Origin of the sequence: Enterobacter sp. GD03975, assembly GCF_029838645.1 — a bacterium.
Taxonomy (GTDB): Bacteria; Pseudomonadota; Gammaproteobacteria; order Enterobacterales; family Enterobacteriaceae; genus Enterobacter; species Enterobacter quasihormaechei.
In genome coordinates this window covers 92,205-108,542 of record NZ_JAOBZC010000002.1, presented here as the reverse complement: position 1 = coordinate 108,542, position 16,338 = coordinate 92,205, and the positions used below count along the sequence as shown (strand labels likewise).

The window sequence follows — 16,338 nt, the reverse complement described above, 5'->3', positions numbered from 1 at the left end:
AATGCTTAAGGGATCACGATGCAGAACGGCGCAATGAAAGCCTGGCTGGACTCTTCTTACCTCTCTGGTTCAAACCAGAGCTGGATAGAACAGCTCTATGAAGACTTCTTAACCGATCCTGACTCAGTGGACGCAAACTGGCGTTCCATGTTCCAGCAGTTGCCTGGTACAGGGGTCAAACCGGATCAATTCCATTCAAAAACACGTGATTATTTCCGTCGTCTGGCGAAGGATGCCTCACGTTACTCTTCTGCGATTTCCGACCCTGACACCAATGCGAAGCAGGTAAAAGTCCTGCAACTTATCAACGCTTATCGCTTCCGTGGTCACCAGCATGCGAATCTCGATCCGCTGGGACTGTGGCAGCAGGAACGTGTGGCGGATCTCGATCCGGCCTATCACGATCTGACCGAGGCCGATTTCCAGGAAAGCTTTAACGTAGGTTCTTTTGCTATCGGCAAAGACACGATGAAGCTGGGCGATCTGATTGACGCGCTCAAGCAAACCTACTGCGGCTCCATCGGCGCGGAATATATGCACATTACCTCCACCGAAGAGAAACGCTGGATCCAGCAGCGTATCGAATCCGTGGCAGGCCACGCGAATTTCTCAGCAGATGAGAAAAAACGTTTCCTGAACGAACTGACCGCAGCGGAAGGCCTTGAGCGCTATCTGGGCGCGAAATTCCCGGGCGCGAAACGCTTCTCACTGGAAGGCGGCGATGCGTTAGTCCCGATGCTGAAAGAGCTGATTCGTCATGCCGGCAAGAGCGGCACGCGCGAAGTGGTGCTGGGCATGGCGCACCGTGGTCGTCTGAACGTGCTGGTGAACGTGCTGGGTAAAAAACCGCAGGATCTGTTCGACGAGTTCGCGGGTAAACACAAAGAGCACCTCGGCACCGGTGACGTGAAGTACCACATGGGCTTCTCCTCGGATATCGAAACCGAGGGCGGTCAGGTTCACCTGGCGCTGGCGTTTAACCCGTCGCACCTGGAAATCGTCAGCCCGGTGGTTATCGGTTCCGTGCGCGCGCGTCTGGATCGTCTGGACGAGCCGAGCAGCAATAAAGTGCTGCCAATCACCATTCACGGTGATGCGGCGGTCACAGGGCAGGGCGTGGTTCAGGAAACCCTGAACATGTCGAAAGCGCGTGGTTATGAAGTGGGCGGTACCGTTCGCATCGTGATCAACAACCAGGTGGGCTTCACCACCTCTAACCCGCTGGATGCGCGTTCTACCCCGTACTGCACCGACATCGGTAAAATGGTTCAGGCGCCCATCTTCCACGTTAACGCGGATGACCCGGAAGCCGTTGCTTTCGTTACCCGTCTGGCGCTGGACTTCCGTAACACCTTCAAGCGCGATGTGTTCATTGACCTCTTCTGCTACCGCCGTCACGGCCACAACGAAGCGGATGAGCCAAGTGCAACCCAGCCGCTGATGTACCAGAAAATCAAAAAACACCCGACGCCGCGTAAAATCTACGCTGACAAGCTGGAAAGCGAAAAAGTGGCGACGCTGGAAGATGCGACCGAGATGGTCAACCTCTACCGCGACGCGCTGGATGCGGGTGAATGCGTAGTGAAAGAGCTGCGCCCAATGAACATGCACTCCTTCACCTGGTCGCCGTACCTCAACCACGAGTGGGATGAGAGCTACCCGAACAAGGTCGAAATGAAGCGTTTGCAGGAGCTGGCTAAACGCATCAGCACCGTACCGGAAGCGATCGAGATGCAGTCTCGTGTGGCCAAAATCTACGGTGACCGCCAGGCAATGGCGGCGGGCGAGAAGCTGTTCGACTGGGGCGGCGCGGAAACGCTGGCTTATGCGACGCTGGTAGACGAAGGCATTCCGGTTCGTCTGTCCGGTGAAGATGCGGGCCGCGGCACCTTCTTCCACCGTCACGCGGTGGTACACAATCAGTCTAACGGTTCAACCTATACCCCGCTTCAGCACGTGCATAACGGTCAGGGCCAGTTCAAGGTCTGGGACTCCGTGCTGTCAGAAGAAGCGGTTCTGGCCTTTGAATACGGCTATGCCACCGCAGAACCTCGCACCCTGACCATCTGGGAAGCGCAGTTCGGTGACTTCGCCAACGGCGCGCAGGTCGTTATCGACCAGTTCATCTCCTCCGGCGAGCAGAAGTGGGGCCGTATGTGCGGCCTGGTAATGCTGCTGCCGCACGGTTACGAAGGACAAGGACCGGAGCACTCCTCCGCGCGTCTGGAGCGTTATCTGCAACTCTGCGCTGAGCAGAACATGCAGGTTTGCGTGCCGTCCACCCCGGCTCAGGTCTACCACATGCTGCGTCGTCAGGCGCTGCGCGGTATGCGCCGTCCGCTGGTGGTCATGTCACCAAAATCACTGCTGCGCCATCCGCTGGCGGTCTCCAGCCTGGAAGAGCTGGCAAACGGCACCTTCCTGCCGGCCATCGGTGAAATTGACGAGCTGGATCCGCAGGCCGTTAAGCGTGTCGTAATGTGTTCTGGTAAGGTTTATTACGACCTGCTGGAACAGCGCCGTAAGAACGATCAGAAAGATGTCGCCATTGTGCGTATCGAACAGCTTTATCCGTTCCCGCATCAGGCGATGCAGGAAGTGCTGAAACAGTACGCTCACGTTCATGATTTTGTCTGGTGCCAGGAAGAGCCGCTTAACCAGGGCGCATGGTATTGCAGCCAGCATCATTTCCGTGAAGTGATTCCATTTGGGTCTGCTCTGCGTTATGCAGGTCGCCCGGCCTCCGCCTCTCCGGCGGTAGGGTATATGTCCGTTCACCAGAAGCAGCAACAAGATCTGGTCAATGACGCGCTGAACGTCGATTAATTAAAGGATACATAATGAGTAGCGTAGATATTCTTGTTCCCGACCTGCCTGAGTCCGTAGCAGATGCAACCGTCGCCACCTGGCACAAAAAACCAGGCGACGCGGTAACCCGCGACGAAGTGCTGGTAGAAATCGAAACTGACAAAGTGGTACTGGAAGTACCGGCTTCAGCGGATGGCATTCTGGATGCAGTCCTGGAAGATGAAGGTACGACCGTCACCTCTCGTCAGATCCTGGGTCGCCTGCGTGAAGGCAATAGCGCAGGTAAAGAGTCCAGCGCAAAATCTGAAGAGAAAGCGTCTACGCCGGCCCAGCGCCAGCAGGCTTCTCTGGAAGAACAGTCTAACGACGCCCTCAGCCCGGCGATCCGTCGTCTGCTGGCTGAACACAGCCTTGACCCGGCAGCCATCAAAGGCACCGGTGTGGGCGGTCGTCTGACGCGTGAAGACATCGACAAGCATCTGGCTAAAGCGCCTTCTGAGGCGAAAGCCGAAGCCAAAGCGCCTGCGGCAGCGCCAGCGGCACAGCCTCAGCTTGGCGCACGTAGCGAAAAACGCGTGCCGATGACCCGTCTGCGCAAGCGCGTGGCCGAGCGTCTGCTGGAAGCGAAAAACTCCACCGCGATGCTGACCACCTTCAACGAAGTCAACATGAAACCTATCATGGACCTGCGCAAGCAGTACGGTGACGCGTTTGAAAAACGTCACGGTATCCGTCTGGGCTTCATGTCCTTCTACGTGAAGGCGGTGGTTGAAGCGCTGAAACGCTACCCGGAAGTGAACGCGTCTATCGACGGCGATGACGTGGTTTACCACAACTACTTCGACGTCAGCATGGCGGTTTCTACCCCGCGCGGTCTGGTAACGCCAGTTCTGCGTGATGTGGATACCCTGGGCATGGCTGACATCGAGAAGAAAATCAAAGAGCTGGCCGTGAAAGGCCGCGACGGCAAGCTGACCGTAGAAGACCTGACCGGCGGTAACTTCACCATTACCAACGGCGGCGTATTCGGCTCGCTGATGTCTACCCCGATCATCAACCCGCCGCAGAGCGCGATCCTGGGTATGCACGCCATTAAAGATCGTCCGATGGCGGTAGACGGTAAAGTGGAGATCCTGCCGATGATGTACCTGGCACTCTCTTACGATCACCGCCTGATCGATGGCCGCGAGTCCGTGGGCTTCCTGGTCGCGATTAAAGAGCTGCTGGAAGATCCAACGCGTCTGCTGCTGGACGTCTAGTGACTATTTAGCATCACCTGCCCTGTAGGCCGGATAAGCGTAGCGCCAGCTGGCGCACAGACCGCGCCGGTCTACAGGTTTGAAGATAACGATTACCCTGAAGGATGGATAGAACACATGAACTTACATGAATATCAGGCCAAACAGCTGTTTGCCCGGTATGGCTTACCGGCTCCGGTGGGTTATGCCTGTACTACCCCGCGTGAAGCAGAAGAAGCCGCGTCTAAAATCGGTTCCGGCCCGTGGGTAGTTAAATGTCAGGTTCACGCTGGTGGCCGTGGTAAAGCGGGCGGTGTGAAGGTCGTTAAGAGCAAAGAAGAGATCCGTGCGTTTGCTGAACATTGGCTCGGCAAGCGTCTGGTAACCTACCAGACAGACGCGAACGGCCAGCCGGTTAACCAGATCCTGGTGGAAGCGGCGACCGATATCGCGAAAGAGCTGTACCTGGGCGCAGTTGTAGACCGTAGCTCCCGTCGCGTGGTGTTCATGGCGTCTACCGAAGGCGGCGTGGAAATTGAAAAAGTGGCGGAAGAAACCCCGCACCTGATCCATAAAGTGGCTATCGATCCGCTGGCGGGCCCAATGCCTTACCAGGGTCGCGAGCTGGCGTTCAAGCTGGGTCTGGAAGGTAAGCTGGTTCAGCAGTTCACCAAGATCTTCATGGGTCTGGCAACCATCTTCCTGGAGCGCGATCTGGCGCTAATCGAGATCAACCCGCTGGTGATCACCACCCAGGGCGACCTGATCTGCCTCGACGGCAAGCTGGGCGCTGACGGCAACGCGCTGTTCCGCCAGTCCGATCTGCGTGAAATGCGCGACCAGTCTCAGGAAGATCCGCGTGAAGCGCAGGCTGCACAGTGGGAACTGAACTACGTGGCGCTGGATGGTAACATCGGCTGCATGGTTAACGGTGCGGGCCTGGCGATGGGCACCATGGACATCGTTAAGCTGCACGGCGGCGAGCCGGCGAACTTCCTCGACGTGGGCGGTGGCGCAACCAAAGAGCGCGTAACTGAAGCGTTCAAAATCATTCTCTCTGACAGCAACGTTAAAGCCGTTCTGGTTAACATCTTCGGCGGTATCGTCCGTTGCGACCTGATCGCCGACGGTATCATCGGTGCGGTAGAAGAAGTGGGCGTTAACGTTCCGGTTGTTGTCCGTCTGGAAGGAAACAACGCTGAACTCGGCGCGAAAAAACTGGCTGACAGCGGCCTGAATATTATTGCAGCGAAAAGTCTGACGGATGCAGCTCAGCAGGTTGTTGCCGCAGTGGAGGGGAAATAATGTCCGTTTTAATTAATAAAGATACCAAGGTTATCTGCCAGGGCTTCACCGGTAGCCAGGGGACTTTCCACTCCGAACAGGCGATTGCCTACGGCACGCAGATGGTTGGCGGCGTAACGCCAGGTAAAGGCGGCACCACGCACCTGGGCCTGCCGGTGTTCAACACCGTGCGTGAAGCCGTAGAAGCGACCGGCGCAACCGCGACCGTGATCTACGTTCCGGCGCCGTTCTGCAAAGACTCCATTCTGGAAGCGATCGACGCAGGCATCAAACTGATCATCACCATCACCGAAGGTATCCCGACGCTGGATATGTTGACCGTGAAGGTGAAGCTGGATGAAGCGGGCGTGCGCATGATCGGCCCGAACTGCCCAGGCGTGATCACCCCGGGCGAATGTAAAATCGGCATCATGCCGGGCCACATTCACAAGCCGGGTAAAGTGGGCATCGTGTCCCGTTCCGGTACCCTGACCTATGAAGCGGTTAAGCAGACCACCGACTACGGTTTCGGCCAGTCAACTTGTGTAGGCATCGGCGGTGACCCGATCCCGGGCTCAAACTTCATCGACATCCTGAAGCTGTTCCAGGAAGATCCGCAGACCGAAGCGATCGTGATGATCGGTGAGATCGGCGGTAGCGCCGAAGAAGAAGCGGCGGCTTACATCAAAGATCACGTCACCAAGCCGGTAGTGGGTTACATCGCGGGTGTGACCGCGCCGAAAGGCAAGCGTATGGGTCACGCGGGCGCGATCATCGCTGGCGGTAAAGGTACGGCGGATGAGAAGTTTGCCGCGCTGGAAGCCGCAGGCGTGAAGACCGTTCGCAGCCTGGCGGATATCGGCGAAGCGCTGAAATCCATCATTAAGTAAATCCTCTCTGCTCCCCGGATGGGGAGCGTTAAAGTATAAAAATGTCCGTTTCGACATGGTTGGCCGCTGAATAGCGGCCTTTTTTTTACATGACGACGCTGAAACCGGCAAAGAGGGTGAATTTCGGCAGATTGTCCCCGTCGTGCGCAACCGTCCATTGCGGCTCGACAAAGGCGCTGACCACTTTTCCTCCCACTCCCCAGGCGCGCCCGCCGCCAATGCCAACCGGAATGTAATAATCATCCGACTCCCGATCCCAGGTCCAGATGCCCGAGCTGCGCAAGTACCAGCCGCCCTGAAACTTATAGATAAAGATCGGCTGGAACGTCGCGGTCTCTACGTCGTCGCGCGCGTCGTCTCCGGCAAAGCTTTTCTGCCATTGCACCAGCGTGCCCGCCATCCAGCCGGGGGTGGATTTGATCGCAACGGCAGAGAGCCCGCCCTGCCATTTGCCGCTGCCCAGCGCGTCATCGCTGGCGGAGTCTGCCGTGATGAGCGGCCCCACGCCAATTTTTACCCCCTCCTGTTTGAGCAGGAAAATATCAAATAAGTTGATATCGCCAGGCCCGGTCTTATAGCCCTGCGGCTGTGGGCGGGTTGCTATCGGAACGGTTAAACGAAGGATCTGCGGCACGGGCACCCAGTCGTTGGCGGCTAACGGAACGGTTGCGCGAAAGAGCGTATCGTTGAGATGCCGATCGCTGTTGTAAAGCTCAGGCGTGTAGTAATCCTGAAGCGCAACGGAGGTCGAAAGGTGTAACGGGTTGGTGGCTTTTTCAATAGCATCCTCTACCGCGGCGTGACCGAGAGCCGGTATCAGCATCATCAGGCCGGGTAACAGTAAACGGTTTCGCATGTTGTCTTCCTTACCATAGATATTGCAGACGGAATGACCAGGTGGTGACGTCCGGCGAGCCATCCCGCTGATGCGTGGTGTCGGTGTAGGCGATCATCCCCCCAAAACGCGGGCTCAGCATGAAGCCCAGAGAGCCGCCAAGCAGCACGTTCTCCTGCTCGTCGTCCTGCAACGTTCCGTCAACGCGGGTTTCGCCGCCTTTCGTCCAGCTGGAGTCCAGCGAGAGCCAGAGCGCGGGCGAGAGGGTATAGCTCCAGTGGCCTTCGAGGGTGTAGAGCGGGCGCTGTTCCAGGCGGCTGTTTTGCTGGTAGTCGTTATTGTCGGTGAAGAAACTGACCCAGCTGTTGAGCTCCAGCCAGGTCGGGCCGAGCGGCACGCCGAACGCCAGCTCGGGCTTAAAGGCCCAGCGGTTCGCGCCGATGTTGATCGCGTTATCGCTGTCATAGTCTCCCGTGGGAAGGGTGAGCCAGAGCGCGCCCGTCAGGAACATCTCCGGCTGCCAGCGCTTAAATTCCTCCACGCTGAGCGCCGGGCCGCCGAACAGGTTATGGGCAAAGACCACCTGGGTATCGCCGAGGTTTTCATGATTGAGCGAACCGGTGAGGTATTTGGCATTATCCAGCGAGGCTGTCACGCTGGCGTAGGGCTGGATGACCTGTATCGCTGAAACGCGTCCGTCGATATCGAACGAATGCGCGTAGCGTAAAACGTACACGTCCGCGTCCACGCTGGCGCCATCGGCGGGAAGGTTTCCGTCGAGCGAGGTATTGGTATGAACATTGTTGTAATAGCCGAAGATGAGATTGGTGTCCTTCGGCAGGTTTTGCCAGTCGCGGGCGTTATCGGCCCGCACGTACAGCGGCAACAAAACCAGCAGCAGGCCTGCGATCAGAACGATAATGGCCACCACGAGATGACGTTCAGATTTTTGCATAACATTGTCCCGTTATGTTTTTGCAATAAACGCCCCCGCCCGCGCGGGCAGGGGCGGGCAAGGGTCAGGGGGTGACGATGTTGAACATCTGCGGGAAGGTATCCAGCAGGTCCAGCAGCTCCTTCAGCTTCTGGGTGCTGCCGTCGACGCTGAGCTCGCCATCAGCGATACTCTTGTCCAGCGGCTGCTGGTGGTTTATCAAATGGGACATCCCGGCCACGCTGGTCTTCACGCTGAAGTCAGGGTCGCTGAAGGGGAGATCCTTGTGGTACATGATGACGCTGTTGTTAAGCGCGATCCCCCACTTGTCGCCGTCAGGCAACGTCCAGTTGAAGCGCAGCTGTTTGCCGTTGGCCTTCGGCCCGTTAAGCGCCACGCCCATATAATCAAGCAGGGCTTCAGGGGCAATGCTGGCGGTTAAATCGCTGTCCATTGTCGACCCGGCCGGGATAACCGGAACGCCGTCGCGCAGCTCTTTCGCGCCGCTCAGGTACTCATTGCGCCAGAGCGCGTTCTCGCTCTGCCAGCCAAGCTGGGAGAAGACGTCCGCCTGTAGCGCCTTAGCCTGCTTGTTCTCCGGGTTGGCGAAAATCAGATGGTTAAGAAGCTGTGCGGCCCAGCGATAGTCTCCGCTGTTCACCGCCTGCTGCGCCTGCTGGTAGACCTGCTTCTCGCCGCCCATCAGGTGAATATATTTAGGCGCGGCCTCTTTTTCGGGGAGAGGATTCAGGTTAGCGGGGTTACTGTCGTACCAGCCCATGTAATACATGTACATGCCTTTGGCATTGTGGCTGACCGTGCCGTAGTAGCCCTGGTTGGCCCAGTTTTTCGCGAGGCTGTCCGGCAGGCGGATGGTCTCGGCGATTTCATCCATGGTATAGCCCTTGTTGATCAGATTAAGTACCTGATCGTTCAGGTATTTATACATGTCGCGCTGGTCGCCCATGTACTTCCTGATGCGGGCGTTATCCCACATAGGCCAGAGGTGCTGGCTGATGGTGATTTGCGCTTTATCGCCGTAGGTGATGAGCGCTTTGTCCAGCGCTTTCCACCAGTTCACCGCGCTACGCGCCTTGGCGCCCCGCAGGGTATAGAGGTTGTGCATGCTGGGGTTCAGCAGCTCCGTGGTGTCCAGTACGTTGAACTGCGGGAACCACATCATCATCTCGGACGGCGCCTCCGTACCGGGAACCAGCAGGAACTCTATATCAATACCGTCTATGTTCACCCGGTCGCCGGATTTATTCACGATATATGTCGGAGCGATTAAGCTGTTTTTGCCGGTTGCCAGCGATTTGCCCATGCCGTTATCCACGTGGCCTTCTGGCCCGGGTTTCAGCATCATGCCGTACATATAGAGCGCCCGGCGGCTCATCGCGTTTCCCGCCAGCAGGTTTTCGCTGGTGGCTTCCTCCATGAATCCATCCGGCGCGTAGATTTTCACCTTGCCGCTCTTCACGTCGCTCTCAGAAACGACGCCCTTCACGCCGCCGAAATGATCGACATGGCTATGCGTATAAATGACGGCAACAACAGGCTTTTTCGGACGGTGCTGATAATAAAGCTCAAGCGCCGCACGGGCGGTATCGGTCGCCACCAGCGGATCGATAATAATAATGCCGCTGTCGCCTTCAACAATGGTCATGTTGGAAATATCCAGCCCGCGCACCTGATACATTTTATCGGTGACTTTAAATAACCCCGAAATATTGTTGAGCTGGGCGTGGCGCCATAAAGAAGGGTTAACCGTTGCCGGGGCTTCCCCCTTAAGGAAGGACCAGCCGTCAATATTCATTACCGTTTTGCCGCCGTCGGTTTTAATTACTGGCGTGGTGAGCGTGGCGATAAATCCGCGTTTCGCGTCAGCGATACCCTGCTGGTCGGTGAAGTCCAGCGTTTTATAGACGGCGGCATTGCGCTCTTTCGTATAGGCAGAAGGGCTGGGGGCGCTGTCGTTTGCGCTGGCCTGAAAAGCGAACAGCGTGAAAAGACTAACTGCAATCAGAGTCGGTTTCATATCCTGCATCCTTAGGTGATAAATCTCACGCTAAGAGTGCGGCAAAGCAGATTCGGAAAAGACAAATTATATCCGCAGCTACTATAAATCGGCGGAAATAAAAACAAAAGTGACGGTAATTATTGATTATTTGTATGAGACTGGCGAAACAGCCGCCACAAGGGATGCGCGCGCTGATTGTGTCGCGCGTCGAAAAACAAATGTGATGCTCTGCACAGAATTCTATTCATGAAATAAATAGCCGGAAAATGCATTTTTACAATAAACCACGAAATGCAATGGCAAATAATTAAATGTCAGCGATATCCTAACGCGAAGCTATTAGGACATCGCCTCTTAATGATGGCGCCGGGCAATTAAGGTGAAGCGATAGTCGTCGCTTTTAAAGCTGTTGCGGCTGTACTCAAACAGCGTCCCGTCATTAAGAAAGCCGCGTGAGATTTTTTCAAGAATCGGGCGGGAAGGATCGATTCCCAGTGCCTCGATGGTTTCTGGCGTAGGATTTACCGCGACGATCTCCTGCTCGCTCCGGTCAATGACCATCTTCTTTATCTGCTCAATGTAGTGGTACTTGGAGTTTTCCATCACTTCCCAGGTGAGATCGGGGAAAAGCGCCAGCGGCATCCACGTCTCTTCCAGCGTAACCGGCTTTTGCTTGATAAAGCGGACGCGCTTAACGTGCCAGACCTTATCGCCTTCGGCGAGCGCCATCGTTGCCGCCAGCGCCGCATCGGCTTTTATCACTTCGAACACCCGCACGTCGCTGTGGGTTTCCACGCGTCTGTCCGCCAGCTTTTCGTAAAAGCTGGTGAGCTGGTAGATGTCGTAATTAACCCGTTCCTCTTTAACGTAGGTGCCGCTGCCCTGAACGCTCTCCACGATGCCCTGCTCGGTCAACAGCTTCAGGGCCTGCCGGACGGTTACGCGGCTCACGCCGAAGGTGGCCTGGAGCGCGGATTCGGTCGGCAGGGCGTCCCCGGCGGCCAGCACGCCCTGCTGGATCTGATCCCGCAGGGTATCCGCGATCTGACGATATTTCGGTTTTCCGCTCATGCACGCCCGTTGTCTTGTTCCGTTAATACCATTGATGACGATTATGCCTCGGCGGATGAAATTGTAAATAATACAAATTAAATACAAATGATCGCTAAACATGAAAATGATCACATAATCGTCTTATTCGCTCTGCGATACTCTCGCCAGTCTGTTTACGGGAGTAACCATAATGATGAACCTGACGGCGTTAACGCATCCAGATGCGCTCTGCCTGAACGCGCGATTCCGCAGTCGTGATGAGGCCATAGACGCACTGGCCGGCAGGCTGGCCCGGTGTGGCGCAGTCTCCGATCTGGCGCTTTTTTTGCGTGATGTCCACCAGCGTGAGGCCCAGGGGCCGACGGCGCTGGGGGAGGGGCTTGCCGTTCCGCACGGGAAATCGGTGGCCGTGAGCAGGGCTGCGTTTGCCGTGGCGACGCTCGCCGATCCGCTGGAGTGGGAGGGGGTGGATGGCCCCGAACGCGTGGAGCTGATTTTTCTCCTCGCCATTCCGCCAGCCGAAGCGGGATCGACGCACATGCAGCTATTAACCGCGCTCACCACCCGTCTGGCGGACGATGCGCTTCGCGCGCGCGTCATGAGCGCCACCACCGCGGACGCGCTGCTTGCAGCCCTGGAGGATGCGCCGCAGCCAGAGGAAAGCGCGCGTTTGGCCGACGCCCCGACGGTTGTCTGCGTAACCGCCTGTCCGGCAGGGATCGCCCATACCTATATGGCCGCAGAATATCTCGAAAAAGCGGGACGTAAGCTCGGCGTCAATGTGGTGGTCGAGAAGCAGGGGGCGAACGGCGTTGAGGGGCGCATTACCGCTCAGCAGCTGCGGGAAGCCAAAGCGTGTATCTTCGCGGCGGAAGTGGCGATCAAAGAGAGCGAACGCTTTCAGGGGATCCCCGCCATTTCCGTACCCGTGGCTGAACCCTTACGCCATGCGGAAGCGCTCATTAAGCGCGCTCTGGCGCTAGAGCCAGTATCCGATGCGCGCCCTGCGCATGTCGACACAGACACCAAAAAGCGCGTTAAAACCGAACTTAAGCAGGCGCTTCTTAGCGGCATCTCCTTTGCGGTGCCGCTGATTGTTGCTGGCGGCACGGTGCTGGCCGTGTCGGTACTGCTGGCGCAAATCCTGGGCTTGCAGCATCTGTTCGATCAGGAAAACTCGTGGCTGTGGATGTACCGCAAACTGGGCGGCGGGATGCTCGGTATTCTGATGGTCCCTGTTCTCGCGGCCTATACCGCTTACTCGCTGGCGGATAAACCTGCGCTTACGCCGGGTTTTGCTGCGGGTCTGGCCGCCAATATGATTGGTTCCGGTTTTCTGGGGGCCATCGTCGGCGGGCTGATTGCGGGTTACCTGATGCGCTGGGTGAAAAACCACATCCGGCTGAGCAGCCGCTACAACGGCTTTCTGACCTTTTATCTCTATCCGGTGATGGGCGTGCTGGGCGCAGGCAGCCTGATGCTGTTTGTGATTGGCGAACCGGTGGCCTGGATCAATAACGCCCTGACTGCCTGGCTTAACGGGCTGTCCGGTGCGAACGCGCTGCTTCTGGGCGCGATTCTGGGCTTTATGTGCTCGTTCGATCTGGGCGGCCCGGTCAACAAAGCCTCTTACGCGTTCTGCCTGGGGGCGATGGCCAACGGCGTCTACGGTCCTTATGCGATCTTTGCCTCCGTCAAAATGGTATCGGCCTTTACCGTGACGGCGTCAACGATGCTGGCTCCGAGCCTGTTTAAACAGTTCGAAATTGAGACCGGCAAATCCACCTGGCTGCTGGGGCTGGCGGGCATCACCGAGGGGGCAATTCCGATGGCTATCGAGGATCCGCTGCGGGTCATCGGCTCATTCGTTCTGGGATCAATGGCGACCGGCGCGATTGTCGGGGCGATGGGCATTGGGCTTTCCACCCCGGGAGCGGGCATTTTCTCGCTCTTCTTACTGCATGATGCCAGGCTGGGTGGCGTGATGGCCGCTGCGGGCTGGTTTGGCGCCGCGCTGGTTGGCGCCGCCATCTCTACGCTCATGTTACTGCTCTGGCGACGTCACGCCGTGAAGCGCGGCACCTACGTGACTGAAGACATTACATCCTAAACACGCACCGACAGGAAACGAAGATGAAAGCTGTATCTCGCGTTCATATCACGCCACATATGCACTGGGACCGTGAGTGGTACTTCACCACCGAAGCGTCACGTATTCTTCTGGTCAATAATATGGAAGAGATCCTCACCCGTCTTGAACAGGATGCAGAGTACAAATACTACGTCCTCGACGGCCAGACGGCGGTGCTGGAAGATTATTTTGCCGTGAAGCCGGAAAGCAGGCCACGCGTGAAAGCGCTGGTGGAGGCCGGGAAGCTGATCGTGGGTCCGTGGTATACCCAGACGGATACCACCCTTGTCTCCGGCGAGTCGATTGTCCGCAATCTGATGTACGGCATGCGCGACTGCATGGCCTTTGGCGAGCCGATGAAAATTGGCTATCTGCCGGACTCCTTCGGCATGTCTTCCCAATTGCCGCACATTTATAACGGTTTTGGCATCACGCGCACCATGTTCTGGCGCGGGTGCTCCGAGCGGCACGGTACCGATAAAACCGAATTTCTCTGGCAAAGCCAGGACGGCAGCGAAGTGACGGCACAGGTGCTGCCCTTGGGCTACGCGATTGGTAAGTACTTACCGGAGGATGAAGACGGGCTGCGGAAACGGCTCGACGCCTGGTTAGAGGTGCTCGAAAAAGCCTCCGTGACGAAAGAAATTTTGCTGCCTAACGGCCACGACCAGATGCCGCTCCAGCAGAACATTTTTGCGGTGATGGATAAGCTTCGCGAAATCTATCCGCAGCGTCAGTTTGTGATGAGCCGCTTCGAGGAGGTATTTGACCACATCGACGCGCACCGCGATGAACTGGCAACCCTGAAAGGGGAGTTTATTGACGGTAAATACATGCGGGTGCACCGGACCATCGGCTCCACGCGGATGGACATCAAAATCGCCCACGCCCGGATAGAAAACAAAATCGTCAACGTTCTTGAGCCGCTGGCCACGCTTGCCTGGACGCTGGGCTTTGAGTATCACCACGGCCTGCTGGAAAAAATGTGGAAAGAGATCCTCAAGAATCACGCCCACGACAGTATCGGCTGCTGCTGTAGTGACAAAGTGCATCGCGAGGTGATGTCCCGCTTCGAGCTGGCGGAAGACATGGCCGATAACCTGGCATGCTTCTATATGCGCAAGATTGTCGACAACATGCCGCAAAGCGATGAAGACAAACTGGTGATGTTCAACCTGACGCCCTGGCCGCGCGAGGAAGTGATTAACACCACGATACGTCTGCGCGCCAGTCAGTTCCGCCTGCTGGACGATAAGGGGAATGACATTCCTTATTACCTCCGCAGCGCGCGCGAGATCGACCCCGGGCTGATTGACCGGCAGATTGTGCATTACGGCAACTATGAGCCCTTTATGGAGTTCGACATCCAGCTCAACCAGATCCTGCCATCAATGGGCTACCGCACGCTGTTTGTCGAGCCGCACGTGGCCGGCAAGCTGCTGGCGCCAGAAAATGCGTCGGCGGCGCTGCTGGAAAATGCGTTCTGGGAAATAACGTTAAATGAAGACGGGTCGCTGCGCCTGCGCGACAAAGAGTCCGGGCTGATTTATGACCGCGCGCTGGAAATAGAAGAGAGCTCGGATGATGGCGATGAGTACGACTACTCGCCCTCTCGGGAAGAGTGGCGGCTCACTTCCGCGCAGGGCGAGCACGACGTTGAGGTGATCCACGAGGCCTGGCAGAGCAGGGCGGTGATCCGCCATCGCATGGCGGTGCCGGCGAATCTTGCCGAACGTTCTGCGCGTCAGCAGACGGGGATGCTTGAGGCAGAACTGACGGTCACGCTCGGCCATAACAGCCGGCGTATCGACGTTGAGGCGCGTCTCGGCAATCACGCGGATGACCATCGCGTGCGGGTGCTGATCCCGACGCCGTTCACCACGGAGGCGGTATTAGCCGATACCCAGTTCGGTTCGCTGACGCGCCCCGTACGGGATGAAGCGATGGCGAACTGGCAGGAGGAAGGATGGAAGGAAGCGCCTCTGCCGGTGTGGAACCTGCTCAACTACGCGGTACTCCAGGAACGGCGTAACGGGATGGCGCTGTTCACCGAAGGGTTGCGCGAATTTGAGGTGACCGGCGAGCGTCAAAAAACATTTGCCCTGACGTTGCTTCGCGGCGTGGGGCTGCTTGGAAAAGAGGATTTACTTTTGCGCCCGGGCAGGCCGTCCGGGATCAAAATGCCGGTGCCGGATTCGCAGGTGCGGGGCCAGCTACGCTGTCGCTTCAGCCTGTTCACGTTTACCAGCACGCCCGTGAGTGCCGGCGTTGCGCAGCAGGCGAAGTCGTGGTTAACGCCGGTGCACTGCTACAACAAAATCCCCTGGGATGCGATGAAGCTTAACCGCACCGCCTTCATCACGCCCGGCAGCTACAGTCTGCTAACGCTTTCGCCAAACGGATGCGTGCTCAGCGCGCTGAAGAAAGCAGAGGATCGTGACGAGATGATAGTGCGTCTCTACAACCCGTCCGAGACGCAATCCTGCGACGTCGCCCTGTCAGTGAACCGCGTGGTGCTGGCCTGTTGCGAAACGAACATGAATGAGATGCCCGACGCGGCAGGGGAGGAGAGTGCGGGCATTTCTGGTCCGTTCCGTCCGTGCCAGTCCCGAACCTTTAGCGTCAGGATAGAGAGGTAATACCTGGCTTAACAAAAGGCCGCAGGGGGTGCGGCCTTTTTTTTTCATTAAAAGGTCACACAGGGGTGTTAATTTTAATGCCGCTAAAGGTGAATAAAATGTAATCATTTATTCTGATGGCAAAGTAATAAAAAAATACTGTGAAGCGGATAACAGAATATGTTTCGTCGTCCACAAAATACGATTTTCCTGTCGCGTTAATAAAAATCACAACTGTTTATATTCTCTTCTGCCTTTTATAACGCCGCGCGCCTAAAAATATACATGTAATTAACAAGGTCTTTACTATGCATACCACAAAGAAACATCGTTAACAGATGCCGGCGTTTTTGATTTAAATCAATGTTTAATGCTTGGAAAAAGGCTCCAAAAGGCGTTAAATTGTTCCCGATCAAAATGGCCGAAAAGTGGTAATTTTGCTATAAATTGATCGCCGTCGAAAAACGTAAATCTGTTCGAATAAAAACCTGTTTATTGTAAGGGTTTTGCAGCGTATTATATTTACG

At 56.7% G+C, this 16,338-nt stretch carries 10 protein-coding genes; 6 read left to right on the top strand and 4 right to left on the bottom strand.

What is annotated here, in order from left to right:
- The first annotated feature begins 18 nt into the window (after window positions 1-18).
- The 4 genes from sucA to sucD all read left to right on the top strand — a co-directional run bounded on the left by sucA (window position 19) and on the right by sucD (window position 6,220).
- Window positions 19-2,826, top strand: a complete 2,808-nt coding sequence (gene sucA / locus N5C09_RS04160; protein ID WP_063449342.1) for a 2-oxoglutarate dehydrogenase E1 component — start codon at window positions 19-21, stop codon at window positions 2,824-2,826.
- A 14-nt stretch (window positions 2,827-2,840) separates the two neighbouring features.
- Window positions 2,841-4,067, top strand: a complete 1,227-nt coding sequence (gene odhB, locus N5C09_RS04155) for a 2-oxoglutarate dehydrogenase complex dihydrolipoyllysine-residue succinyltransferase (protein WP_063866113.1) — start codon at window positions 2,841-2,843, stop codon at window positions 4,065-4,067.
- Between the two features lie 117 nt (window positions 4,068-4,184).
- Window positions 4,185-5,351 carry an ADP-forming succinate--CoA ligase subunit beta gene (gene sucC, locus N5C09_RS04150; protein ID WP_017384968.1) on the top strand — a complete coding sequence of 389 codons (1,167 nt, stop codon included), beginning with the start codon at window positions 4,185-4,187 and terminating at the stop codon, window positions 5,349-5,351.
- Complete coding sequence (gene sucD, locus N5C09_RS04145) at window positions 5,351-6,220, top strand: succinate--CoA ligase subunit alpha (RefSeq protein WP_006809578.1); 870 nt, start codon at window positions 5,351-5,353, stop codon at window positions 6,218-6,220. The genes sucC and sucD overlap by 1 nt, the downstream gene beginning before the upstream one ends.
- A gap of 85 nt (window positions 6,221-6,305) precedes the next feature.
- On the opposite strand, the gene N5C09_RS04140 is transcribed toward sucD, so the two are convergent.
- The 4 genes from N5C09_RS04140 to N5C09_RS04125 all read right to left on the bottom strand — a co-directional run bounded on the left by N5C09_RS04140 (window position 6,306) and on the right by N5C09_RS04125 (window position 11,080).
- On the bottom strand, window positions 6,306-7,076 hold the full coding sequence (locus N5C09_RS04140; protein ID WP_279748513.1) for a hypothetical protein: 771 nt from the start codon (window positions 7,074-7,076) through the stop codon (window positions 6,306-6,308).
- Between the two features lie 10 nt (window positions 7,077-7,086).
- Window positions 7,087-8,010, bottom strand: coding sequence for a transporter (locus N5C09_RS04135; RefSeq protein WP_204641787.1), 924 nt, complete (start codon window positions 8,008-8,010; stop codon window positions 7,087-7,089).
- 64 nt (window positions 8,011-8,074) lie between these two features.
- Complete coding sequence (locus N5C09_RS04130; RefSeq protein WP_279748512.1) at window positions 8,075-10,027, bottom strand: alkyl sulfatase dimerization domain-containing protein; 1,953 nt, start codon at window positions 10,025-10,027, stop codon at window positions 8,075-8,077.
- A 336-nt stretch (window positions 10,028-10,363) separates the two neighbouring features.
- A complete protein-coding gene (locus N5C09_RS04125; protein ID WP_131636192.1) occupies window positions 10,364-11,080 on the bottom strand; it encodes a GntR family transcriptional regulator in 717 nt (238 codons plus the stop codon).
- A 175-nt stretch (window positions 11,081-11,255) separates the two neighbouring features.
- On the opposite strand from N5C09_RS04125, the gene mngA reads away from it, so the two are divergent.
- Both mngA and mngB read left to right on the top strand, forming a co-directional pair.
- A complete protein-coding gene (mngA, locus tag N5C09_RS04120) occupies window positions 11,256-13,172 on the top strand; it encodes a PTS 2-O-a-mannosyl-D-glycerate transporter subunit IIABC (RefSeq protein WP_279748664.1) in 1,917 nt (638 codons plus the stop codon).
- A gap of 23 nt (window positions 13,173-13,195) precedes the next feature.
- Window positions 13,196-15,832, top strand: a complete 2,637-nt coding sequence (mngB, locus tag N5C09_RS04115) for a mannosylglycerate hydrolase (protein WP_279748511.1) — start codon at window positions 13,196-13,198, stop codon at window positions 15,830-15,832.
- The last annotated feature ends 506 nt before the right edge of the window (window positions 15,833-16,338 follow it).

What these genes read in the sequence shown, in the direction of transcription:
- mngA (WP_279748664.1), top strand. Translation starts at nt 11,256, where the DNA reads ATGAACCTGACGGCGTTAACGCATCCAGATGCGCTCTGCCTGAACGCG.
- N5C09_RS04140 (WP_279748513.1), bottom strand. Translation starts at nt 7,076, where the DNA reads ATGCGAAACCGTTTACTGTTACCCGGCCTGATGATGCTGATACCGGCT.
- N5C09_RS04135 (WP_204641787.1), bottom strand. Translation starts at nt 8,010, where the DNA reads ATGCAAAAATCTGAACGTCATCTCGTGGTGGCCATTATCGTTCTGATC.
- sucC (WP_017384968.1), top strand. Translation starts at nt 4,185, where the DNA reads ATGAACTTACATGAATATCAGGCCAAACAGCTGTTTGCCCGGTATGGC.
- sucD (WP_006809578.1), top strand. Translation starts at nt 5,351, where the DNA reads ATGTCCGTTTTAATTAATAAAGATACCAAGGTTATCTGCCAGGGCTTC.
- sucA (WP_063449342.1), top strand. Translation starts at nt 19, where the DNA reads ATGCAGAACGGCGCAATGAAAGCCTGGCTGGACTCTTCTTACCTCTCT.
- odhB (WP_063866113.1), top strand. Translation starts at nt 2,841, where the DNA reads ATGAGTAGCGTAGATATTCTTGTTCCCGACCTGCCTGAGTCCGTAGCA.
- N5C09_RS04125 (WP_131636192.1), bottom strand. Translation starts at nt 11,080, where the DNA reads ATGAGCGGAAAACCGAAATATCGTCAGATCGCGGATACCCTGCGGGAT.
- mngB (WP_279748511.1), top strand. Translation starts at nt 13,196, where the DNA reads ATGAAAGCTGTATCTCGCGTTCATATCACGCCACATATGCACTGGGAC.
- N5C09_RS04130 (WP_279748512.1), bottom strand. Translation starts at nt 10,027, where the DNA reads ATGAAACCGACTCTGATTGCAGTTAGTCTTTTCACGCTGTTCGCTTTT.